The sequence below is a fragment of the Streptomyces sp. NPDC006335 genome (assembly GCF_040612795.1).
Taxonomy (GTDB): domain Bacteria; phylum Actinomycetota; class Actinomycetes; order Streptomycetales; family Streptomycetaceae; genus Streptomyces.
This window is the reverse complement of the sequence record NZ_JBEXQX010000018.1, coordinates 60,415-75,874: the sequence shown is the minus strand read 5'-3', so window position 1 is coordinate 75,874 and position 15,460 is coordinate 60,415. Positions and strand designations below refer to the sequence as shown.

Sequence of the window (15,460 nt, the reverse complement as noted above, 5' to 3'; positions counted from 1 at the left end):
TTGGTGCGTGCTGAAGCGGTGAGCGCTTCGCTCACCCGGTCGGCTTGAGGGAGGGCTGTTCCCCGCTGGCGGCAGTGAGGGCGTCGCGGGTCTTGCTGGAGGCCCGATTGGCGTCTAGCGACGTCACCGCGCCGTCCTGAGAGGTGGCGTAGGTGAAGACCACGAACTCGCTCTTGATAGCGCTGTTCTGATCCGTTCCGACGCGGACCGGATCGAGCCGGACCACCCCCGTGTAGGAGTAGTTCAGGCCCTGCACCCGACTCACATCGATGTCCAGATCAGCGAGCGTGTACGTCGTCCCAGTGCCCTTCGTGGCTCCGGTCGCCGTCATCCACTCCGGCACGAACTCGGTGAGCACCCGGGACTTGTGGCCGATGAAGCCGTAGCGCGCGTCGAGCAGTACCTGTTGCTCTTTGGCGGTCCGGGTCGACGCCGAGCTGTCGGTGAGGCTGAGCAGGAGGGACCGCCCCGTCGCCCTGTCACGGTTCACCCGCTCGATGTCCATGCCCGGCAGCTGAACCAGCAGGGCCGTGTGCTGCATTGCGAGCTTGGCCCGGGCGTCGCCGAGGTTGCCTTCGAGCTTGTGAACAACCGCATCGGCCTGGGTGTCTGACGCAGCCGGGCCGTCGCTGAGCAGGCTGGCTCCGAGCGTGACCATCGAGAGCGCGAGCAGTGCCCCGGTGCCGCCGAGCAGTATCTTCCCCGCGTGCTGGCGCAGGTTGTCCTTGATCTCCTCCTTCACGGTGCCCTCATCTCCTGCTTCAGGGCCTCGCCGGTGGCCGTCGTGCCGGTCTGGATTTTCACGAACGCCTTGCGGACCAGGTCCCAATGGGCGCGGGCCCAGGCCAGCACCGCCGGCCTCTCGCCCGCACCCGTCCTGGTCTCCATCGCCAGCCAGGTCATCGTGATGGTGCTGTCGTCGTTGACCAGGTAGGGCACCTGGGCGATCCACTCAAAGCCGGAGTTGAAGCTCATCGGGATCCCGACGCCGGCCGCCACGTCCTTGTCACTGGCGAGCAGATACCACGGCCCCAGGTCCGCCTGGTGCACCGAAGGGGCGAAGTAGGGGATGAGGTTGCGCAGCGTCGCCTCGGACGTCGCCGTGTCGAGCGAGCCGCCGTCTGCTGCCACGCTGGGCGTCAGGTAGCGGTAATCGTTCTGCAGCTTCGCGACCTGGCCAGCCGCCGCCAGGGCCGCGGTCAGACCACGCTCGGCGTCGTCGGCCTTTGGCAGCGCCGCCGTCTTCGCCTCGGTGATCCTGATCTGCTCCTGCAGAGAGGAGATCTCCGGCGCAGATGTATCGCTCACCGCGCTCTGACCGCCGGAGAACCCCGCGGAGAGTACGAAGCACAGCAGTGCGCCCACACCCATGCTCACGCCGGCCACGAGGGTGCGCTTGCGCAGGCCGCTCGCGGGCTCCGTCTGCTCAGGAGTGTCCGCGGCCTCCTGCGACGACGCGGACGCCGCGACGAAGCGCGTCTTGCGCGCTGCGCCCCAACCCGACTCACCCGACTGTGTCGATGCCATTGGTCCTCAACGTGATGTTGCACTCGAATACCAGGGAGATTCTATCAATAAGGCGACTTGAAAGGCAGGATGAGTCATCTTGAATAGCGAGTCTCGCCACTCGCCGGGACGCCGGAGAGATTCGAAACCTTGCCCTCGGCGTCGACCGTGGCGAAGAGCAGCGCGCGCCGGTGCGCCGTGACACTGGCTTTGCTCGCCTTGTTCTGGGACACCGCGTCGGAGGTGACCTCGACGTCGGCCAGAACGGCGTAGGTGTAGACGTCCGCCTTGACATCGACGGCCTCGATGCCCGGATCCGCGCCCAGAGCCGAGTTCAGGCCGACCGTGTCGATGTAGTAGTAACGCCGCCCCTGAGAGTCCTCGTTGAACCTCGACGGAGGCATGAACGACTTGAGGAACGTCGTGTTCTCGGTGAGGCCGAACCGGCTCTTCAGGCTCTCGCGCGCCGCCTCGTAGCTCTGTCCCGAGTCCCATGTGAAGGCCGTCGAGAGCAGCGACTTGATGCGTTCACCGTCGGTGCTCAGCCGGTTCTGGCTGACACCCAGGGCCGCCATAACGTCCGCGTTCACCTGCTCGGTATTCTTCTTCTGGATGCCTGCCAGATGCTCCTCGGCGCCGTTGATCTGGGCTTCCTGTGCAGCCAGGGCTGCGTACTGGCCGCTCCAGGTCGCACCGGCAACCGTCGCGACGACCGTGAGGACCGCTGCCGTCACCAGGACCGAGAGGTTGCGCCGGAAGAATCCCCGCCGCGTGGATGCTGCCGTCTGCTCCGTCATCGCTTCCCGCCCTTCTTCTGTGTGCCCGTGCCGCTGAGTTCAGGGAGTCCGGACCCGGCCGGCATCTTGATCGCGGGGTTCTCGTACTGAGCGCCGGCGGCGGTCACCACGAGCGCCACGTGGTCGAAGGTCCCCGACGTACCGTTGCGCGCGTAGCGCGCGCTCGCCCAGGCGAGCACCGCTCCGCTTTTCATGTCCCGGCAGAGCCAGACGACCTTCGCCTGGTTTGTCATGCCCGAGACGTCCTTCATGCTCAGGTCCGGCATCACCGTCTCGACCTTCCACGCGTACGCGCTTGGAGCCGCTGCGTTCTCGCCGTCGTAGCGGATGTACCAGGCGTGGCGCGGATCGATCTCGGTGGTCGCGTCGAACGGCGTCAGTGACGACGTGCTGTATGCCTCCTTGTCACTGACCAGGAAGGAGTCCTTGCTGAACAGCGGAGCCATGTCCCGGCGGTGCTTGATGATCTCCAGCATGGCCTGGTTCGGGGCCCCGTTGCTCGGGCTGGGCTGGACGCTGGTCTGGTGGTACAACGTGGCGAAGGCCTGCTCCCCGGCCGCGACCTTTTTCGCATCGGTGGCTGCCGCCTTGGTGAGCCTGGACAACTGCGCGCCGGCGTCCGCTGGCACGGGCGTGGACTGAGCATCATCCAGCTGCCCCTTGAGCTGAGCAATCTGGGCCTCGTTGTCCGCCTTGCTCGCCTTGAAGCTCTCGCCGGCCACGCCCGTGACGGCGACCAGGGCGAGGATCCCCACGCCCATCGCTGCGATGACGCTGCGCCGGATCAAACGTGCGTTGTCCTCAGGGGTGCGCACCTGGACCTTCTCGCGCTGGCGCATCGCCCAGCCCGCGAAGCGCTCCTCGAGCTCAGCTCCGGTGACCTTCTCGCGCGTCTTCGGTACCGCGGGCTTCTCCTCGGGCATCGACCCGGTCTCCTGGTCGGGGCCCGAGCTCGCGGGCTCGTTATGGACTGTCGCCACGGAACGCACTCCTCACTCCACTTTGCCCTTATAAGCGACTCAAGTCTATCTTGAAAGGTATTCGGGATGGATGTTGAATCCATTCGATAAGGACTCTGAAAAGCGAAGCCCACGCACAGGGCCTCCACCGGACATGAAGAAGCCGGTGCCCGGATCACCCGGCACCGGCCCCTCGCTCCCAGATCAGATGCAGTGCATCAGACCGTTTTGATCTTGCCGGAAGGGAGCATCGAATCCGACATGTCCACGAACTTCCACCCCTCAGCCGCCATCCGCGCCGCGCTATCGACACGGACCCGGCCCATGAAGGCGCAGTAGCCGGCCTCGCCGAGGATGACCTTGTCGCCCTGGACGCCGAGCACCACCAGGGTGTGGCCAGCGGGACCCGAGCCCGGGCCGGAACCCACCGAATACGCCGTCGGAGTCGAGGACAACTGCTTGCCGGTCTGCCTCGCGATCGTGTACGCCGTCTCCTTGCCGTCACCGGCCGGATAGGTCTGGAACGTCGTGTACTTGTTCACGAAGTAGGTCGAGAACGACACGCAGTTCTCAGCATGGTTGCTCCCGCACGAGCCAGGACCACCCTGGTCGCCGTAGCGATCGTCGAGGAACTTGTCCCCCTCTTTGTTGAAGAGGTCGACGAGGGCCTGAGCCTCTTCCTGGGCCAGCCCACCGTCCTTCAATGAGACAGAAATATCGCCCTTGGTACTGCAGTTGCCCAGAATCGTGTTGATGCCGTTGGCGATGTTCTCGATGATCCCGCCGACGATGTTCTTGACGTCGTCCACGATCGAGTTGTCGACCGACCAGCCGCTCATCTTGCCGAACCACATTTCGGCGTTGTCGCCTCGTGCGGTGAGCCCGGCCGCGCCGTCAGTCGAACGCTCCCAGTTCTCATGGAAGTACAGCGCGGCCGCACGCGGGGAGCCCTGTGACGTCTCGAGTATGTCCTTGAAGACCGTGACATCGCCCGGACTGTCCCCGCCGACCATGAAGGCCAACTGGGCCTTGATCGTGAACCAGTCGATGCCCTTGCTCTTCGCATACTGGCGCAGCAACGTGTTGCGGCCGAACGTCCACTGCCCGAGACCGATGCCGTTGTCCGTGTTCTGTGCGGCGCTGGCCTTCCCGGCGGTCATGGCATACGTCCCCGTGGGGAAGTTCTGCACGCTCGTCGGGTCGATCCCGGACTCCTGCGACCAGTTGCCGAGGATGCCCGCGATGTTCTCCTTCGGCATCCCCCAGCTGCTGAGCACCGAATAGATCTCCTTGGCGTTCTTCTCCACGTCCGCCGGGACGGTGGCGCCGGAACCATTGCCGACGCTACCTGCGTTGACGACGCACGCCGTCCCGTTCGCGTTGATGCTGCCCTCAGTCAGTGCCGTCGAGTTGAGGACGCCGGTCAAAACCGTGCCCAGCAAGGCCACGACGGTGGTCACCGCGACCGCACCCGACATCGCTGCGGCAACTGGGGCCGTCGTCGCCGTGACGGTGACGCCCAGGACCACGCTGGCCCCCTTGGCAAAAAAGTTGCCGATCGCCATGAACGGCGCAGCGATCGCATGGCCAACCGCCTTCGCGATGTTGACGATCAGCGTCCACAGCAGCTTCCCGGCATTGACAGCCATCGCCATGGCGGCAAAGAACATGGACTTCAGCCAGTTCAGAAAGGCCATGGCCATGACCACGCCCATGGCCGGCGGGGCAGTAGCCGCACCACCGCCGACGGCGACGCCCTTGGCTGCCTTCGAGCCCAGGCCCTCGTCGTCCTTCGATGGGCCCTGCTCGTAGCCCGTGCCGCCGGCACCCAGCTCACGCCGGCCGGCCGGCTTGGCGTCCGGGCTGACACCGATAACTTTGGACACACCCTTGGCCGCGTCTTGGGCTCCCTCGACGCCGACGTTCTTCGCTGCGCCAACGGCGGCTCCCGGAAGGCCGCCAGCCCGTGTGCCGGCCACGGCACCGGAGACGGCAGCTCCCGCGTAACGCCCGGCGTTGCGGCGGGTCGTGCTGCTGCCGTCTCCCTCGGTCGCCCTCTGAGCCGCGCCTCCGGCGATGTTCGCGGCGACGCCGTTCATGCCCTGCTTGATCCTCGACCCGGCACGCGCGGCACCGGCCGCCTTGTCCGCGGTCTCAGAGGTGCCTGCAGCGTCCGGCATCATCGGCGCGGTGTTCGCCGCACCAGAGGGACCAGAAGAATCAGCCCCCGACTCCGGGAGCTGCTTGCGCGCGATGGCCGTGCCCTTGAGAGGCTTTTCGATGCCCTCCTCACGGTCGAGGCTCTTGGCCCCGCGACCCTGCCGGGGCATCCCCTGACTCACCGACATGCTCGACTGGTCCTTCGGCGTCCCCTTCTTGAGACTCCGATTCGGCTTGTCGGCGGCCATGTCATATTCCTTTCCGGCTCAACGCCAGACAGCGGGATGCGTCACTCTCCTCACCGCACTCAATGGAGAGTGATGAGGAAGTCCTTGTCGTCGCGAATGGTGCTGTTGGACTGCACGTCCCGCAGACTCACGTCCAGTCGGAGCAGGTCGAGCGACAGATCCGACTCGTACTGCACCTTGTTCCGGAAGTAGTCCTGATACGCCTGAGAAAGGTTGTTCATGATGTTCATAAGCGGGCGCATCGTTACGTCAGAGGACTGGTAGTCCTTGGTGAGGCTGGTGCCGTCAGAGAGGATCCACTGCATGTCCGTGATCTGCTGGCTTGTCGGATCCGAGCCCTCGTCACGCTTCTTGGTGAAGAACTGGGCGTAGCTCTGTCCGGCCGGCACCAGGGCGTCGAGGTAGCCGTCGTAGACGTTGCCTGCACGCCAGTTGAGGTCGAAGCCGCCCGGGACGACATGCTTGGTCTGCAGCGCCAGCGTCGAGACGCCGTTCTTGGCTTCGGCCGCGGAGACGCCCGTGATCTTGTCGGTGGCGATCGAGACCGGAATGGTCGGCGGACGCAGGAACAGCCCGTCGATCTTCGTCGTCTGCAGGTCGGACGTGTACGACTGAATCTGCGTCAGATTCGTGCGCATCTCGACGAGCTTCTGGTCCAGGGCGTCCCTGGCCTCGGCCTCCATCCCCTTGAGCGCGACCTCGTAGTAGGCCTGCGCAGGGTCGAAGGCCGGAGCGTCGAGCGCCGCGATCTTCTGGGCCCCGGATGCGCCGGGGTTGAAGAAGACCCGCCACTGGTCGTACTTGGAGAAGGTCTCGTCGCCGGCCAGCTTGCTGCTGCTCTGCGTCTGCTCCGCTTGGGGCGTGGTGAGTTCGGCATTCGCACGGACCGTCAGGTTCAGCACCTGGCGGTCAAAGGGCCGGTCGGCGTTCAGGAGGACTCCGATGTAGCCGGTCGATCCGAAGACGTAGAAGGAGCCCTTGATTCCGCTGGTGCTGACCGGCTCGCTGTTCAGAGAGGTGTCCGACCCGAGCAGGAACGCCCTGTAGTCCGCGGCGTTGTACGAGATCCGAGCGGTCGCACTGAAGTGCATCATCGCGAGCGCCTTGTTGCCGCTCTTGTTGGTGTAGATCCCGTCAACGGTGCCGTCGAGATTCGTCTTCGACGTCTTGAACTCGCTGCTGTACAGCGCCGTCTGCGATAGCGAGTCACGCTCTGCCTGGTACGCCGAGGCCCCCGATGCGCTGATCACGATCGCGCCCGTGACCGCGAAGATGCCGAAGAACACCCCAAAACGCTCGATCGCGTGGTGCGAGTCGAGGTTGAACTTCCTGCTGAATGCCAGCGCCTTGTCCTTGATTCCCATGCTCTGCTCTCTTTCGCGCTTGCACCCTGCTGCGGGCCCGGAATGGCGAACCGGGCCGGAGGTGGCCTTGCACCTCAACCGACCCGGTTGGCTCGACGTCTGTGTCCCCGGTGGTGTGCACGGTCGGTGACCGCCTCTTACTTGGAAGGGCCGCTCAGAAACCCACTGAACTGATCGGCGGTCTGGACGATCACCGTGCCGCCGCCGAGGTCCGTGATGGTCTGCTGGCCGCCGGAACCAACCGTCGAGATCAGTGACCACCCGCCGGTGCCCAGGGCTCCGCCGACGAGAATGAGGAGCGCAATCGTGCCCCAGCCCTGCTGCTGACCCGCGGACTGAGGGTTGGCCATCAGCTTCTTGATCAGGAGGACGCCGCCCCAGACCAGGCCGGCAGCGCCGAGCAGCATGAGCAGAAGACCACCCCAGAGCTGGACCTGGGACTTGGCGTTCTGCAAGAAGCTGGTCAGGTCCCAGGCTGCACTCGGCAGGGAGGCCTGTGTGAGGGCGGCTGCCTCGTAGATCTTCGTCATGGTTCTTTCCTCTCGTCTTTCGAGTCATTCGGTGACATGACAGTTGGTCACATGGCAACAAGCGCAGCTCGCCCACCCGGACGGGCAACGATAGAAGCCGGAGAGGCTAATGACATGCTGTTGGACCCTCTTGCTGGCTCGTATACGTGAGCGCCCGAGTGGCTAATCTACCCTATTCAGATAGGGAGTCATAGGCGAGTGCGAAAGGGTCTACTGGCAAACGTTCGAAAGATGTTCGAAAGCGAGACGAATCGGCGTCACGGCATGCGACCGCAGGGTCGCGACGGACGCCTGTGGAATCCGCAGTGCCAGATGTGTAATGTGCCGCTCCAGCACCGCTGCGACGCCGGCCTGCTCGATTTCGAGGCGGGTCGCCCTCATGCACCCCGTCGATCGCGATTTCGACCAGGAAGTACCAAACCGTCATGAACCGACTGCCCGGGGACCTCTTCGCCCGCCGACTTCGTCGAGAACGCGAACGCCTTGGCATCAGCCAGGCAGAGCTAGCGCGCCGTATGGCCGCACTGCTCGGCACAAACGTTGACTCCACCGCCATCACACGCATCGAGCAGCAGACCCGCGCAGTCCGGCTCGACGAGGCGGTCACGGCTGCCGAGGCTCTCGGGGTCCCTCTGATCACACTGCTCAGCGACAACTACGCCCGCGAGAACGAAGCTGAGATCCAGAAGCAGCTCGCCGAGCTGGCCCTCGCCGAGCAGGAATGGGAGAGGCTGCGCCAGAAGATCCACCGGATCACCCAGACCATCCAGCAACTCTCCGCAGAGCGGGAGGCCTTCCGCTCTCACGCGCTGGACGTCAACCCTGAAACCGCCGGCGACTACGAGCTCGACCCTGATACCCAGGCCGCTCTCGACGCCCGGATGCGTCATGTCCGCAACAAATCGGCCGGAGAGGTCACAGACCCAGGTGCATGACGCTGTTGCGGACGGCCGGGTTGAACGCTCAGTGGTAGACGTGGCCGTCTCGGGCTTCCACCACCGGCCGGTCAGCATGATCTCCTCGGTGCTCGCGCCGTTCCGCCTTGCGTGAGTTACGTGACCAGCTTGCAACTGTGGAAGCCGTACGCCGACGCATTCATCCTCACGGTTGTCAAGGAGGTGCGGTTACCCAAGGCGAAGGACTGACAAATTCAGGACCTCGACACCACGAAGCTGGGGACGCACACCATTGCGCTCGTCACGACCGAGATGACACCGCGGTCGTTCGGGGCGTCAGCCCAGGCCGACTGGGCCGCCAATGCGCTCTCAAACTTGACGGGATCAGCCCGGAACTGGTCGGCTCCGCCGATTACCACACCTACACGCTGGGCCCCGACCCCGATCTGGACCCCAGCGCGCACACTGACCCGTCGTAGCCGGAGGGGCAACGATCACGTTCGGATTCCGCTGCAGGACGGCAACGGGGCCTGAACGGATACCTGCTGGCCCGTCAGACTGCGCGCGTGCACCAGCTCATGAAAGGCGTGTCCGATCACGCCGACGCAGTCGCCCAGTTCATCGGCGCCTTCATCATTGCCCTGTTCTCCGCCCTGTTCACCTACTGGCTGACCAAGCGAGTCCGTGCGCGTGCCGACCGGCAGGAGGAGCGGGCCGCCCTGCAGGTCCAGGCCGACGCTCTGGGCGTGGCCATGGCTGATGTCCGGGCTGCGGCGATCGTCAATCACACGCTGTGGGAGAGCCCGGCCTCGCGCGGCCGTAGTTTCCTCCTCGCCCTCCTGGCCTGCGCCGGCGGCGCAGCCCGCGGCCGCGTGGCCGGCGGCACCGATGGACTCAGCTTCGCCATCGGGATGGGAGAGGCCGCCCTCCTCCTGAGCCGGGAGCGCCGGGCCAGTAACCAGGCGATCGCCGCCGTACGCGAACCGCTCCTCCGCCTCGCCACGGCCGCCGCACCGCTGCTGCGCCACCCCAACGCCCAGGTAGCCGACGCCGCCGAGGCCGTCCTGGCCGCCGCCAGCAATATCGAGAACCACGCCAGCAGCGACGTCGCCGTCGCTGCCTTCGGGCGGGCGGTGCGCGCCGCCCTGCAACCGCCGCCCACCTTGTGGGCCAGGATCTGTCACCGCCTGCGGCCTGGACCGGCCGCAGCCGGCGGAAGCGGCACCGGCTCCTCGTGATCGTCGTATCGCATGAGTCGGCGTGCCGGTGTGGGCATGCCGGGATGGAACTGGGAGTGCCGGCCATGCTGCAACTCTCCGAGCAGGGGGCCAGGGTGGGGTTCACCCTGACCGATCAGAACTGCTACGACTTCACCGAGAAGATCACCTCGACTCTGGCGGCGTAGCCTGAGCGCCTGCGGCGGGACGAGCCGCGCTCAGCACGAGGAGGCCCTCCCGGTGGATTGGCTCATCGCCGCCGCTCAGCAGACCAGCACGAGCACCAGCCCCGTGTGGCTCGCCCCTCTTCTCGGCGGCGTCGGGGCCGTATTGGGCGGAAGCCTGACCTCGCTGGTCGCCTGGCGCGTTCTGTCCGACACGAAGAAGGCCCGCGAGCGCGCCGAGGAGAAGGAGGCAGCGGCGACCATCACCGCCGCGCTGCTTGAGGTGCGCCAGATCTACCGGAACACCGATGTCGGGTCCGGGCCGGCGCCCGAGGACTTCGAGTACTGGGCGGATTACCTCCTCTCGAAGCTCGGCAAGGCGGAGGTGGCGGTCATGGCGTTCCGCAGCGAGGCCCTGCGTACGCGCCTTACCGCCTCGCTGGATCTGCTGATCTGGGGAGCCCACGACTCACGGTTGCTGTACGAGACACGCCTCGGCAGTTCACGTGCGGTGGCGTACGCGGCGCACCAGGACGCGATGGCTTGCCTCGGCGCGAAGCTGCGCGGGGAGGAGCTGCCCTCGGCCACCAAGGTGTGGATCGCGGCAGACGGCCATATGCAGTGGCAGGCCGAGGAGGAACGGCGGGCCGGAGAAGGGGAATAGCGTCGGCATCAGGTAGAGGGTCAGAAGTTCGCGGCCGGTCTCCCCTCGGACGACCACGTGCAGCCTTCGCACAGACCGTTCCGATCGTGGCCAGCCGCCTCCCAGTGCGTCCGCTTCAGCTCCCAGAATGCCGCCCGGTATGCCTCGCGGGCACGCTGGCACCATTCCCGCTCCGCGGCATCGAGGTGGGACCAGCACGCCCCCGGGTCGTCGACCTCGACGAAGCCCTCCGGCCACTCCGCAGCCTGCCGCGTGCAGGCCCGGCCGTCCTGCCGGGCGCGCACGCACAGCGGTTTCTCGAGGCCTAGCCGCCCGCCCCACGGAGGGGCGTGGAACCGTACCCAATCCGCTGGCAGCGTCCGCACGACGCCCGGCGGCGGCAGCCGCAGGTCCAGGTGCAGTCGGCCGCGGACGGCCCCCTGCCCTGCGGGCTCGCGGTCGACGGGTACACCGGTCGACGCCCAGGTCCCGGCCAGCCGCTCGGCGATGGTCTGCAAGGTCGCTGCGTCGCCGGCCACGATGTCGACCACGGCTAGCCCGGGCTCGGACACGAGCGAGGGGGTGATGTCTCCCATGCCGTACGAGACCCCAGGCGACAGGCTCTGGTTGCGGCCACTCGGCAGGGTTCACCCGGCCGAGTGGCCGCAACCAGGCGGAGGCCCGAAGTGATCGCCCCGGTGCGGGCCTTGTCCACTACCCTGGTACCTGGTCGCCCGGCTGCGGACGACCCTGGCCCGAGTAGTCCGGCCCGTGACCGGACGGCGACGACAGCCCGAACCCGCTCAGCGGGAATCTGCAGCAGCGAAATCCGAGTGTCCGCTTCCAGGCCGTCCTGCACGCCAGGCGTGCCCCCGGCGTTGAAGAACGCCGCCCGCCGACGCGCGGCGGAGACCAGTCAGTCCTGCGAGGACGCGCTGAAGGCGTCTGCCCAGGCAGCCGCCACTGCGGCGGTCTCCGGTGCCGCCGAGGGCGTTTGTGGGCGGTCTGGAACGAGCCGAGCTCGTCCGGCAGGTCACGCCAGGGAGAGCAGGTGCGGTACTTCCACGCGATGGCATCCGAGGTTCGGCGGTGATCGGCCCACCGACCGCGGACCGGATTGGCCGGCAGCGGCTCGATCCGGCCCCACATCGCATCAGTGATCACTGACCGGACGGACACATCTGATCAACTGACCAACCGATCAAAGAGACACGCTTTAGGTCCCCTCTCCTCAGGCGGTGCGGTTGAGACAGTTGCTGCAGGAGTCGATCTCGTCTCCAGGCGCGCGGAACGGGACGAAGCAGCGGATGCAGTGCGTCAGCCCCGGAACCGCTCGGCCGCACGAGAAGCAGAAGAACACCTGCTCGTCCGGAGCAGCGGCGGTCTTCGCCCCCACTACGAGGCTTTCCTCCTGGCAGTCCGGGCATGACTCCACGGCCATGATCCCAAACAGGTCGGGCGCTCCCGGGTCGCGGCCCAGGACGAACACGGCGTACATGGTCGCCCCGTCGTGCGTCGGTTGGGACGTGCCGCAGAACCGGCAGGTCACGCGGTCTCTTGCTGGCTCAGGGACCAGGGCCCATTGGTCGCAGTCTGGGCACTGCACGGTGCGGTCCCGCAAAGATTCCAGGTCGGCGCGTATCCGCTGCATGCGCTTTTTGACGAAGCCCTGGATCCGCGACAGACCGCCGCGGATGTGCTCCATGTCGGCCTCGCTGCTCTTTGCCTCCGGCGCTGGCAAGGTGGGCAGAAGCTCCTCGTCGAGGAAGCGGATCAGGAAGTCCAGGACCTCGGCGGCCTGGCTCTCCACCGCGCGGGCGTTCGCGGCCGGTCCGATTAGCCCGTAGTGCTGCAGCGCGTTGCGGTGCTTCGCCAGTTTCAACACTGCGCTGGTGTCCTTGTCGGTAATGGGGGCTCCGGCGATGTCCTTCAGGCGTTGCACGGTCTCCTCGGGGGTGCAGCTCTTCAGCGTGCCGTCCTCCAGCTCCGACCGCTTGGCCTGCCCCGGGTCCTTGAAGACCAGTGTCCAGTGCTCCAGTTGGAGGCGGGCCTTCAGGAGCACCTCGGCGCCGGCTGCAAGGTGGAGGACGGCGTACTTCAGGTCCCGGGCGCTGACGCGTTCGTCGCCGGATTCCAAGTGCTCGACCACACTGACCAGGTAGTCCAGGCCGTTGGGCACTGGAGGGAAGGACACCTCGCTGCCCGGGTGCTCCACCTCCCTGCGGGGGTCGTAAATCTCGTCGTCAGCGACGCGCTGTCTGCGCCAGCCCCCCGGATACCGCACAGGTGCCCTCTCCTGGTGGGTCAGCACCTTGTCGAGATTCTCCCAGTCGTCCATGTCGGGCAGCTCGTCATCGGCAGCGCTCATGCGCCAGGATCCGTCCGCAGCGCGCCGATCATGTCGGACGGCAACTCATCGCCCTGGTCGACGAATTCGGCGGTGAGCCGGGCGCGCTGCTCCGCCGGCCAGTCGGTCAGCACGGCGGCGACCGACTCGCTGAACGGCTTGGCTCGCTGCCGCTCGCGGATGGCCGCGTCGACGTGCTCGTTGATCTCGGGGTAGCTGGTACTGAGGAGGTCAATGTTGGGCAGCAGCATGTACGCAAGCGCGTGCAGTTCCCAGCCGGTTTCCCGGCGGCTCGTGTCGGCGTCCTCGCGGAAGGCGAGGGTCTCACGCAACGGCTCGGCGTTCAGGACCAGTTGGGCCGCACCGTCCGCCGTCGGCGCCTGCCCGGGCGTGGCGTGCTGGCCGACGTCGCCGAGGCAGGCAGCCTGGTGGGTGATCCGCGTGGCGAGGTCGGCGGCGGAGCGGGCTGGTGCGGGACGGTGCTCGGGCATGGCCTGGAGCCTAGCCGGAATCACCTTCCATAAAGGGTAGGTGATTCATTTGTTCGAATCTGAGATCAGTCCATGAGGCCACGCTGTAACTGATGGACCATCAGTTTCGTCGGCTGGATCGTTCCTCCGCTCCCACCGAGTGCCGCCCGCCGCCACAGGCGCCGGACAAGTCTGGCTCGACGACCGGTCCTGGGGTGGCCTGACAGGACCAGACTTTATTCATCACTGTCCATGGCCGCTCCTCGCGCCGGGCGCACCCACTGGATCGAGCGTGGCACACGGTCCGCGCGGCAGCCGTCAAACGGCCCAAAGGGTGCTTTTCCGGTGAGGCGCTAGAAAAGCAACCGACAGAACGGGCCCCGTGGAGGTCGAACGCGGATATCCGTGGGTGGAGCGGGTAGCGGGTCGCCGGAGCCTGCGGGAGGCTCTCAGCGAGGCGTACGGCGCTGCGGGCCCCCTACCTCCGTCCGGCCTGCTGTTGCACGCTTAGGCTCGGCTTACCTCCTATTCCTGGCAGAATACGAGGTAACTGGGGCGGGGGTGAGGCGCCATCAGGTGTCGGACCGCACCAAAGGCTTCAGCACAGCACGAAAGAGTTCAGTAGGTTCTTCAGTGCCGCAGCGAACACTTCAGTGAGGGGAACCCTATGCCAGAGCATCCGCAGATCTCCAGGATCCTCTGGCCGAAGTCCAGGCCGTCACAGAGGTGAACAGGCGGCCTGGCCTGATACCTGGGGCACTGTGGTGCAGGACCTGAACGGCCAGGGTGTCGTCGCGCCTTGGCCAACTGTCGGCGAGTGAAGGCTTCTGTGCGCCCGACACAACCAACGAGAGGACTCCGCGGATGAGCGCTGAGGACAGTCGGACGGTAACCGACCTCGAAGGTAATCCCGTTACGGAAGGCGCTCCGGTCGTGGCGTGGCGGCACGACAAAAAGAAGTTCACCGCTACGGTCAAGACCATCATGCCGCACAGAGCGGGTGACGGTGATTTCCGGCGCATCGTCTTGGTCAAGGATGACGACCAGGAAGAAGTTGAACGGCACTCCGACCAGCTCGTGGTCGTTGTCGGCGACGACGAAACGCTTCCGGACACAAACCTGACTGCAGTGGTCGACGCGCGCATCCACGGTGGGCGGGATGCGCGCATCCACGGTGGGCGGGTATGCATCATGCTTTCGGGGAGAGCGGGACTACAGCCTGTGAATGTCGGTCAGGTGCCGATGGATCCCTTCACACGGCAGGTCCGCGACGTGCTGATGGCCGTTCCCCATGTGTCGGGTGTTGCCGTCGTTTCCACTATCAGTAACCGGCAACGGAACATCGTGGTCCATTGGGAAGCCGGCGCCGACCGCAAGGTAGTCGGTCAGAGGGCGTGGCAAGCAGTAGCAGGCGTCCTCCCAGACGTCCAACTACGCCGAGCGTTTTGGCAGTAGCCAAAGCACGATTTCGGCAGGTCCGATCCGCCCAGCGACGAAAAGGGCCCATGGTGGGTGCCCCATGGCACTGGACCTGAACGGTCAGGACGCGGTCGCGGCTTGGTCACCTGCCGGCGAGTGAAGGCTTCCGCGCGGCACCGGAGATGCGGGCGGCGCACGAAAGATTGATGCCCCGGCGGTCGCAGGTCTCCCACCACTCGTGCCGGTTCACGGAGGCCGTCGCCTTCCGCAGGGCCTCGAACTGCCCGTCGTACTCCGCGGCCTCTTCGTCCGTCCAGCCGGGCGACGCAGGCCGGCCGGGGTGCTCCCTGCCCCGCTCCGACTCCGCAGGCCACCCCTCGTGGGGTGCGCGGGACCACGGGAGGGTCTTCTGGTAGGTGTGAAGCGCGGCGTACAGTTCGGCTGCCTCACGCTGCTTCGCGAGAAGGTCGACGGGGAACGGGTGCCGACCCCTGCGGACGCAATCCCGGCAAGCCCCGGCGGCCCGGCACCTCCACGGTGATCTCCCGGACGGCCTCCACCACCTCGATGCGAGGCATCGCGGCCCGCCGCGCGGCCTTGCCTTGACCTCCTCGGCCGAGACCTCAGCGGGGTGTATGACCCACTTCGCCTCGATACTCGCGGCCCGCGCCAGCTCCTCCGGCGCAAGCGCTTGGCGGGCCCTCCCAGATGAGGCGTAGCGAAGTAACGGCGTCCCTGTG

At 66.4% G+C, this 15,460-nt stretch carries 15 protein-coding genes; 4 read left to right on the top strand and 11 right to left on the bottom strand.

Annotated features, from left to right (window positions below):
• Nucleotides 1-31: 31 nt before the first annotated feature.
• From ABZ098_RS35885 to ABZ098_RS35855, 7 genes are all read right to left on the bottom strand, one after another.
• Nucleotides 32-742 carry a hypothetical protein gene (locus ABZ098_RS35885; RefSeq protein ID WP_356597928.1) on the bottom strand — a complete coding sequence of 237 codons (711 nt, stop codon included), beginning with the start codon at nucleotides 740-742 and terminating at the stop codon, nucleotides 32-34.
• On the bottom strand, nucleotides 739-1,527 hold the full coding sequence (locus ABZ098_RS35880; RefSeq protein ID WP_356597927.1) for a hypothetical protein: 789 nt from the start codon (nucleotides 1,525-1,527) through the stop codon (nucleotides 739-741). The genes ABZ098_RS35885 and ABZ098_RS35880 overlap by 4 nt, the downstream gene beginning before the upstream one ends.
• A gap of 74 nt (nucleotides 1,528-1,601) precedes the next feature.
• Entirely contained in the window at nucleotides 1,602-2,303 is a 702-nt protein-coding gene (locus ABZ098_RS35875; RefSeq protein WP_356597926.1) for a hypothetical protein, read from the bottom strand.
• Nucleotides 2,300-3,283 (bottom strand): hypothetical protein, encoded by a 984-nt coding sequence (locus ABZ098_RS35870; protein ID WP_356597925.1) that lies wholly within the window; start codon nucleotides 3,281-3,283, stop codon nucleotides 2,300-2,302. The genes ABZ098_RS35875 and ABZ098_RS35870 overlap by 4 nt, the downstream gene beginning before the upstream one ends.
• Nucleotides 3,284-3,480: 197 nt before the next feature.
• Nucleotides 3,481-5,670, bottom strand: coding sequence for a phage tail tip lysozyme (locus tag ABZ098_RS35865; RefSeq protein WP_356597924.1), 2,190 nt, complete (start codon nucleotides 5,668-5,670; stop codon nucleotides 3,481-3,483).
• Between the two features lie 59 nt (nucleotides 5,671-5,729).
• Nucleotides 5,730-7,034, bottom strand: coding sequence for a hypothetical protein (locus ABZ098_RS35860; RefSeq protein WP_356597923.1), 1,305 nt, complete (start codon nucleotides 7,032-7,034; stop codon nucleotides 5,730-5,732).
• A gap of 137 nt (nucleotides 7,035-7,171) precedes the next feature.
• Nucleotides 7,172-7,564, bottom strand: a complete 393-nt coding sequence (locus ABZ098_RS35855) for a hypothetical protein (protein ID WP_356597922.1) — start codon at nucleotides 7,562-7,564, stop codon at nucleotides 7,172-7,174.
• Between the two features lie 425 nt (nucleotides 7,565-7,989).
• Here ABZ098_RS35855 and ABZ098_RS35850 point away from each other — a divergent pair, with 425 nt between their 5' ends.
• The 3 genes from ABZ098_RS35850 to ABZ098_RS35840 all read left to right on the top strand — a co-directional run bounded on the left by ABZ098_RS35850 (nucleotide 7,990) and on the right by ABZ098_RS35840 (nucleotide 10,505).
• The gene (locus ABZ098_RS35850; RefSeq protein ID WP_356597921.1) at nucleotides 7,990-8,499 is read left to right on the top strand and encodes a helix-turn-helix transcriptional regulator; all 510 of its coding nucleotides are present in this window, start codon (nucleotides 7,990-7,992) and stop codon (nucleotides 8,497-8,499) included.
• 527 nt (nucleotides 8,500-9,026) lie between these two features.
• A complete protein-coding gene (locus ABZ098_RS35845) occupies nucleotides 9,027-9,698 on the top strand; it encodes a hypothetical protein (RefSeq protein WP_356597920.1) in 672 nt (223 codons plus the stop codon).
• Nucleotides 9,699-9,917: 219 nt separating this feature from the next.
• The gene (locus tag ABZ098_RS35840; RefSeq protein ID WP_356597919.1) at nucleotides 9,918-10,505 is read left to right on the top strand and encodes a hypothetical protein; all 588 of its coding nucleotides are present in this window, start codon (nucleotides 9,918-9,920) and stop codon (nucleotides 10,503-10,505) included.
• 20 nt (nucleotides 10,506-10,525) lie between these two features.
• Here ABZ098_RS35840 and ABZ098_RS35835 read toward each other — a convergent pair whose 3' ends face one another.
• The 4 genes from ABZ098_RS35835 to ABZ098_RS35820 form a co-directional block, all read right to left on the bottom strand.
• Nucleotides 10,526-11,080, bottom strand: coding sequence for a DUF6207 family protein (locus ABZ098_RS35835; RefSeq protein WP_356597918.1), 555 nt, complete (start codon nucleotides 11,078-11,080; stop codon nucleotides 10,526-10,528).
• Between the two features lie 118 nt (nucleotides 11,081-11,198).
• Entirely contained in the window at nucleotides 11,199-11,663 is a 465-nt protein-coding gene (locus ABZ098_RS35830; protein ID WP_356597917.1) for a transposase, read from the bottom strand.
• 52 nt (nucleotides 11,664-11,715) lie between these two features.
• Complete coding sequence (locus ABZ098_RS35825) at nucleotides 11,716-12,822, bottom strand: hypothetical protein (RefSeq protein ID WP_356597916.1); 1,107 nt, start codon at nucleotides 12,820-12,822, stop codon at nucleotides 11,716-11,718.
• A 26-nt stretch (nucleotides 12,823-12,848) separates the two neighbouring features.
• Nucleotides 12,849-13,322 carry a hypothetical protein gene (locus ABZ098_RS35820; protein ID WP_356597915.1) on the bottom strand — a complete coding sequence of 158 codons (474 nt, stop codon included), beginning with the start codon at nucleotides 13,320-13,322 and terminating at the stop codon, nucleotides 12,849-12,851.
• A gap of 843 nt (nucleotides 13,323-14,165) precedes the next feature.
• Between ABZ098_RS35820 and ABZ098_RS35815 the strand changes: the two genes are divergently transcribed.
• Nucleotides 14,166-14,756: a hypothetical protein gene (locus ABZ098_RS35815; RefSeq protein ID WP_356597914.1), complete on the top strand. Its 591-nt coding sequence runs from the start codon at nucleotides 14,166-14,168 to the stop codon at nucleotides 14,754-14,756.
• Nucleotides 14,757-15,460 lie beyond the last annotated feature (704 nt).

Bases quoted from the DNA above. Each gene is read 5' to 3' on its own strand.
- ABZ098_RS35880 (WP_356597927.1), bottom strand. From the start codon at position 1,527: ATGGCATCGACACAGTCGGGTGAGTCGGGTTGGGGCGCAGCGCGCAAG.
- ABZ098_RS35875 (WP_356597926.1), bottom strand. From the start codon at position 2,303: ATGACGGAGCAGACGGCAGCATCCACGCGGCGGGGATTCTTCCGGCGC.
- ABZ098_RS35865 (WP_356597924.1), bottom strand. From the start codon at position 5,670: ATGGCCGCCGACAAGCCGAATCGGAGTCTCAAGAAGGGGACGCCGAAG.
- ABZ098_RS35860 (WP_356597923.1), bottom strand. From the start codon at position 7,034: ATGGGAATCAAGGACAAGGCGCTGGCATTCAGCAGGAAGTTCAACCTC.
- ABZ098_RS35855 (WP_356597922.1), bottom strand. From the start codon at position 7,564: ATGACGAAGATCTACGAGGCAGCCGCCCTCACACAGGCCTCCCTGCCG.
- ABZ098_RS35850 (WP_356597921.1), top strand. From the start codon at position 7,990: ATGAACCGACTGCCCGGGGACCTCTTCGCCCGCCGACTTCGTCGAGAA.
- ABZ098_RS35835 (WP_356597918.1), bottom strand. From the start codon at position 11,080: ATGGGAGACATCACCCCCTCGCTCGTGTCCGAGCCCGGGCTAGCCGTG.
- ABZ098_RS35825 (WP_356597916.1), bottom strand. From the start codon at position 12,822: ATGGACGACTGGGAGAATCTCGACAAGGTGCTGACCCACCAGGAGAGG.
- ABZ098_RS35820 (WP_356597915.1), bottom strand. From the start codon at position 13,322: ATGCCCGAGCACCGTCCCGCACCAGCCCGCTCCGCCGCCGACCTCGCC.
- ABZ098_RS35815 (WP_356597914.1), top strand. From the start codon at position 14,166: ATGAGCGCTGAGGACAGTCGGACGGTAACCGACCTCGAAGGTAATCCC.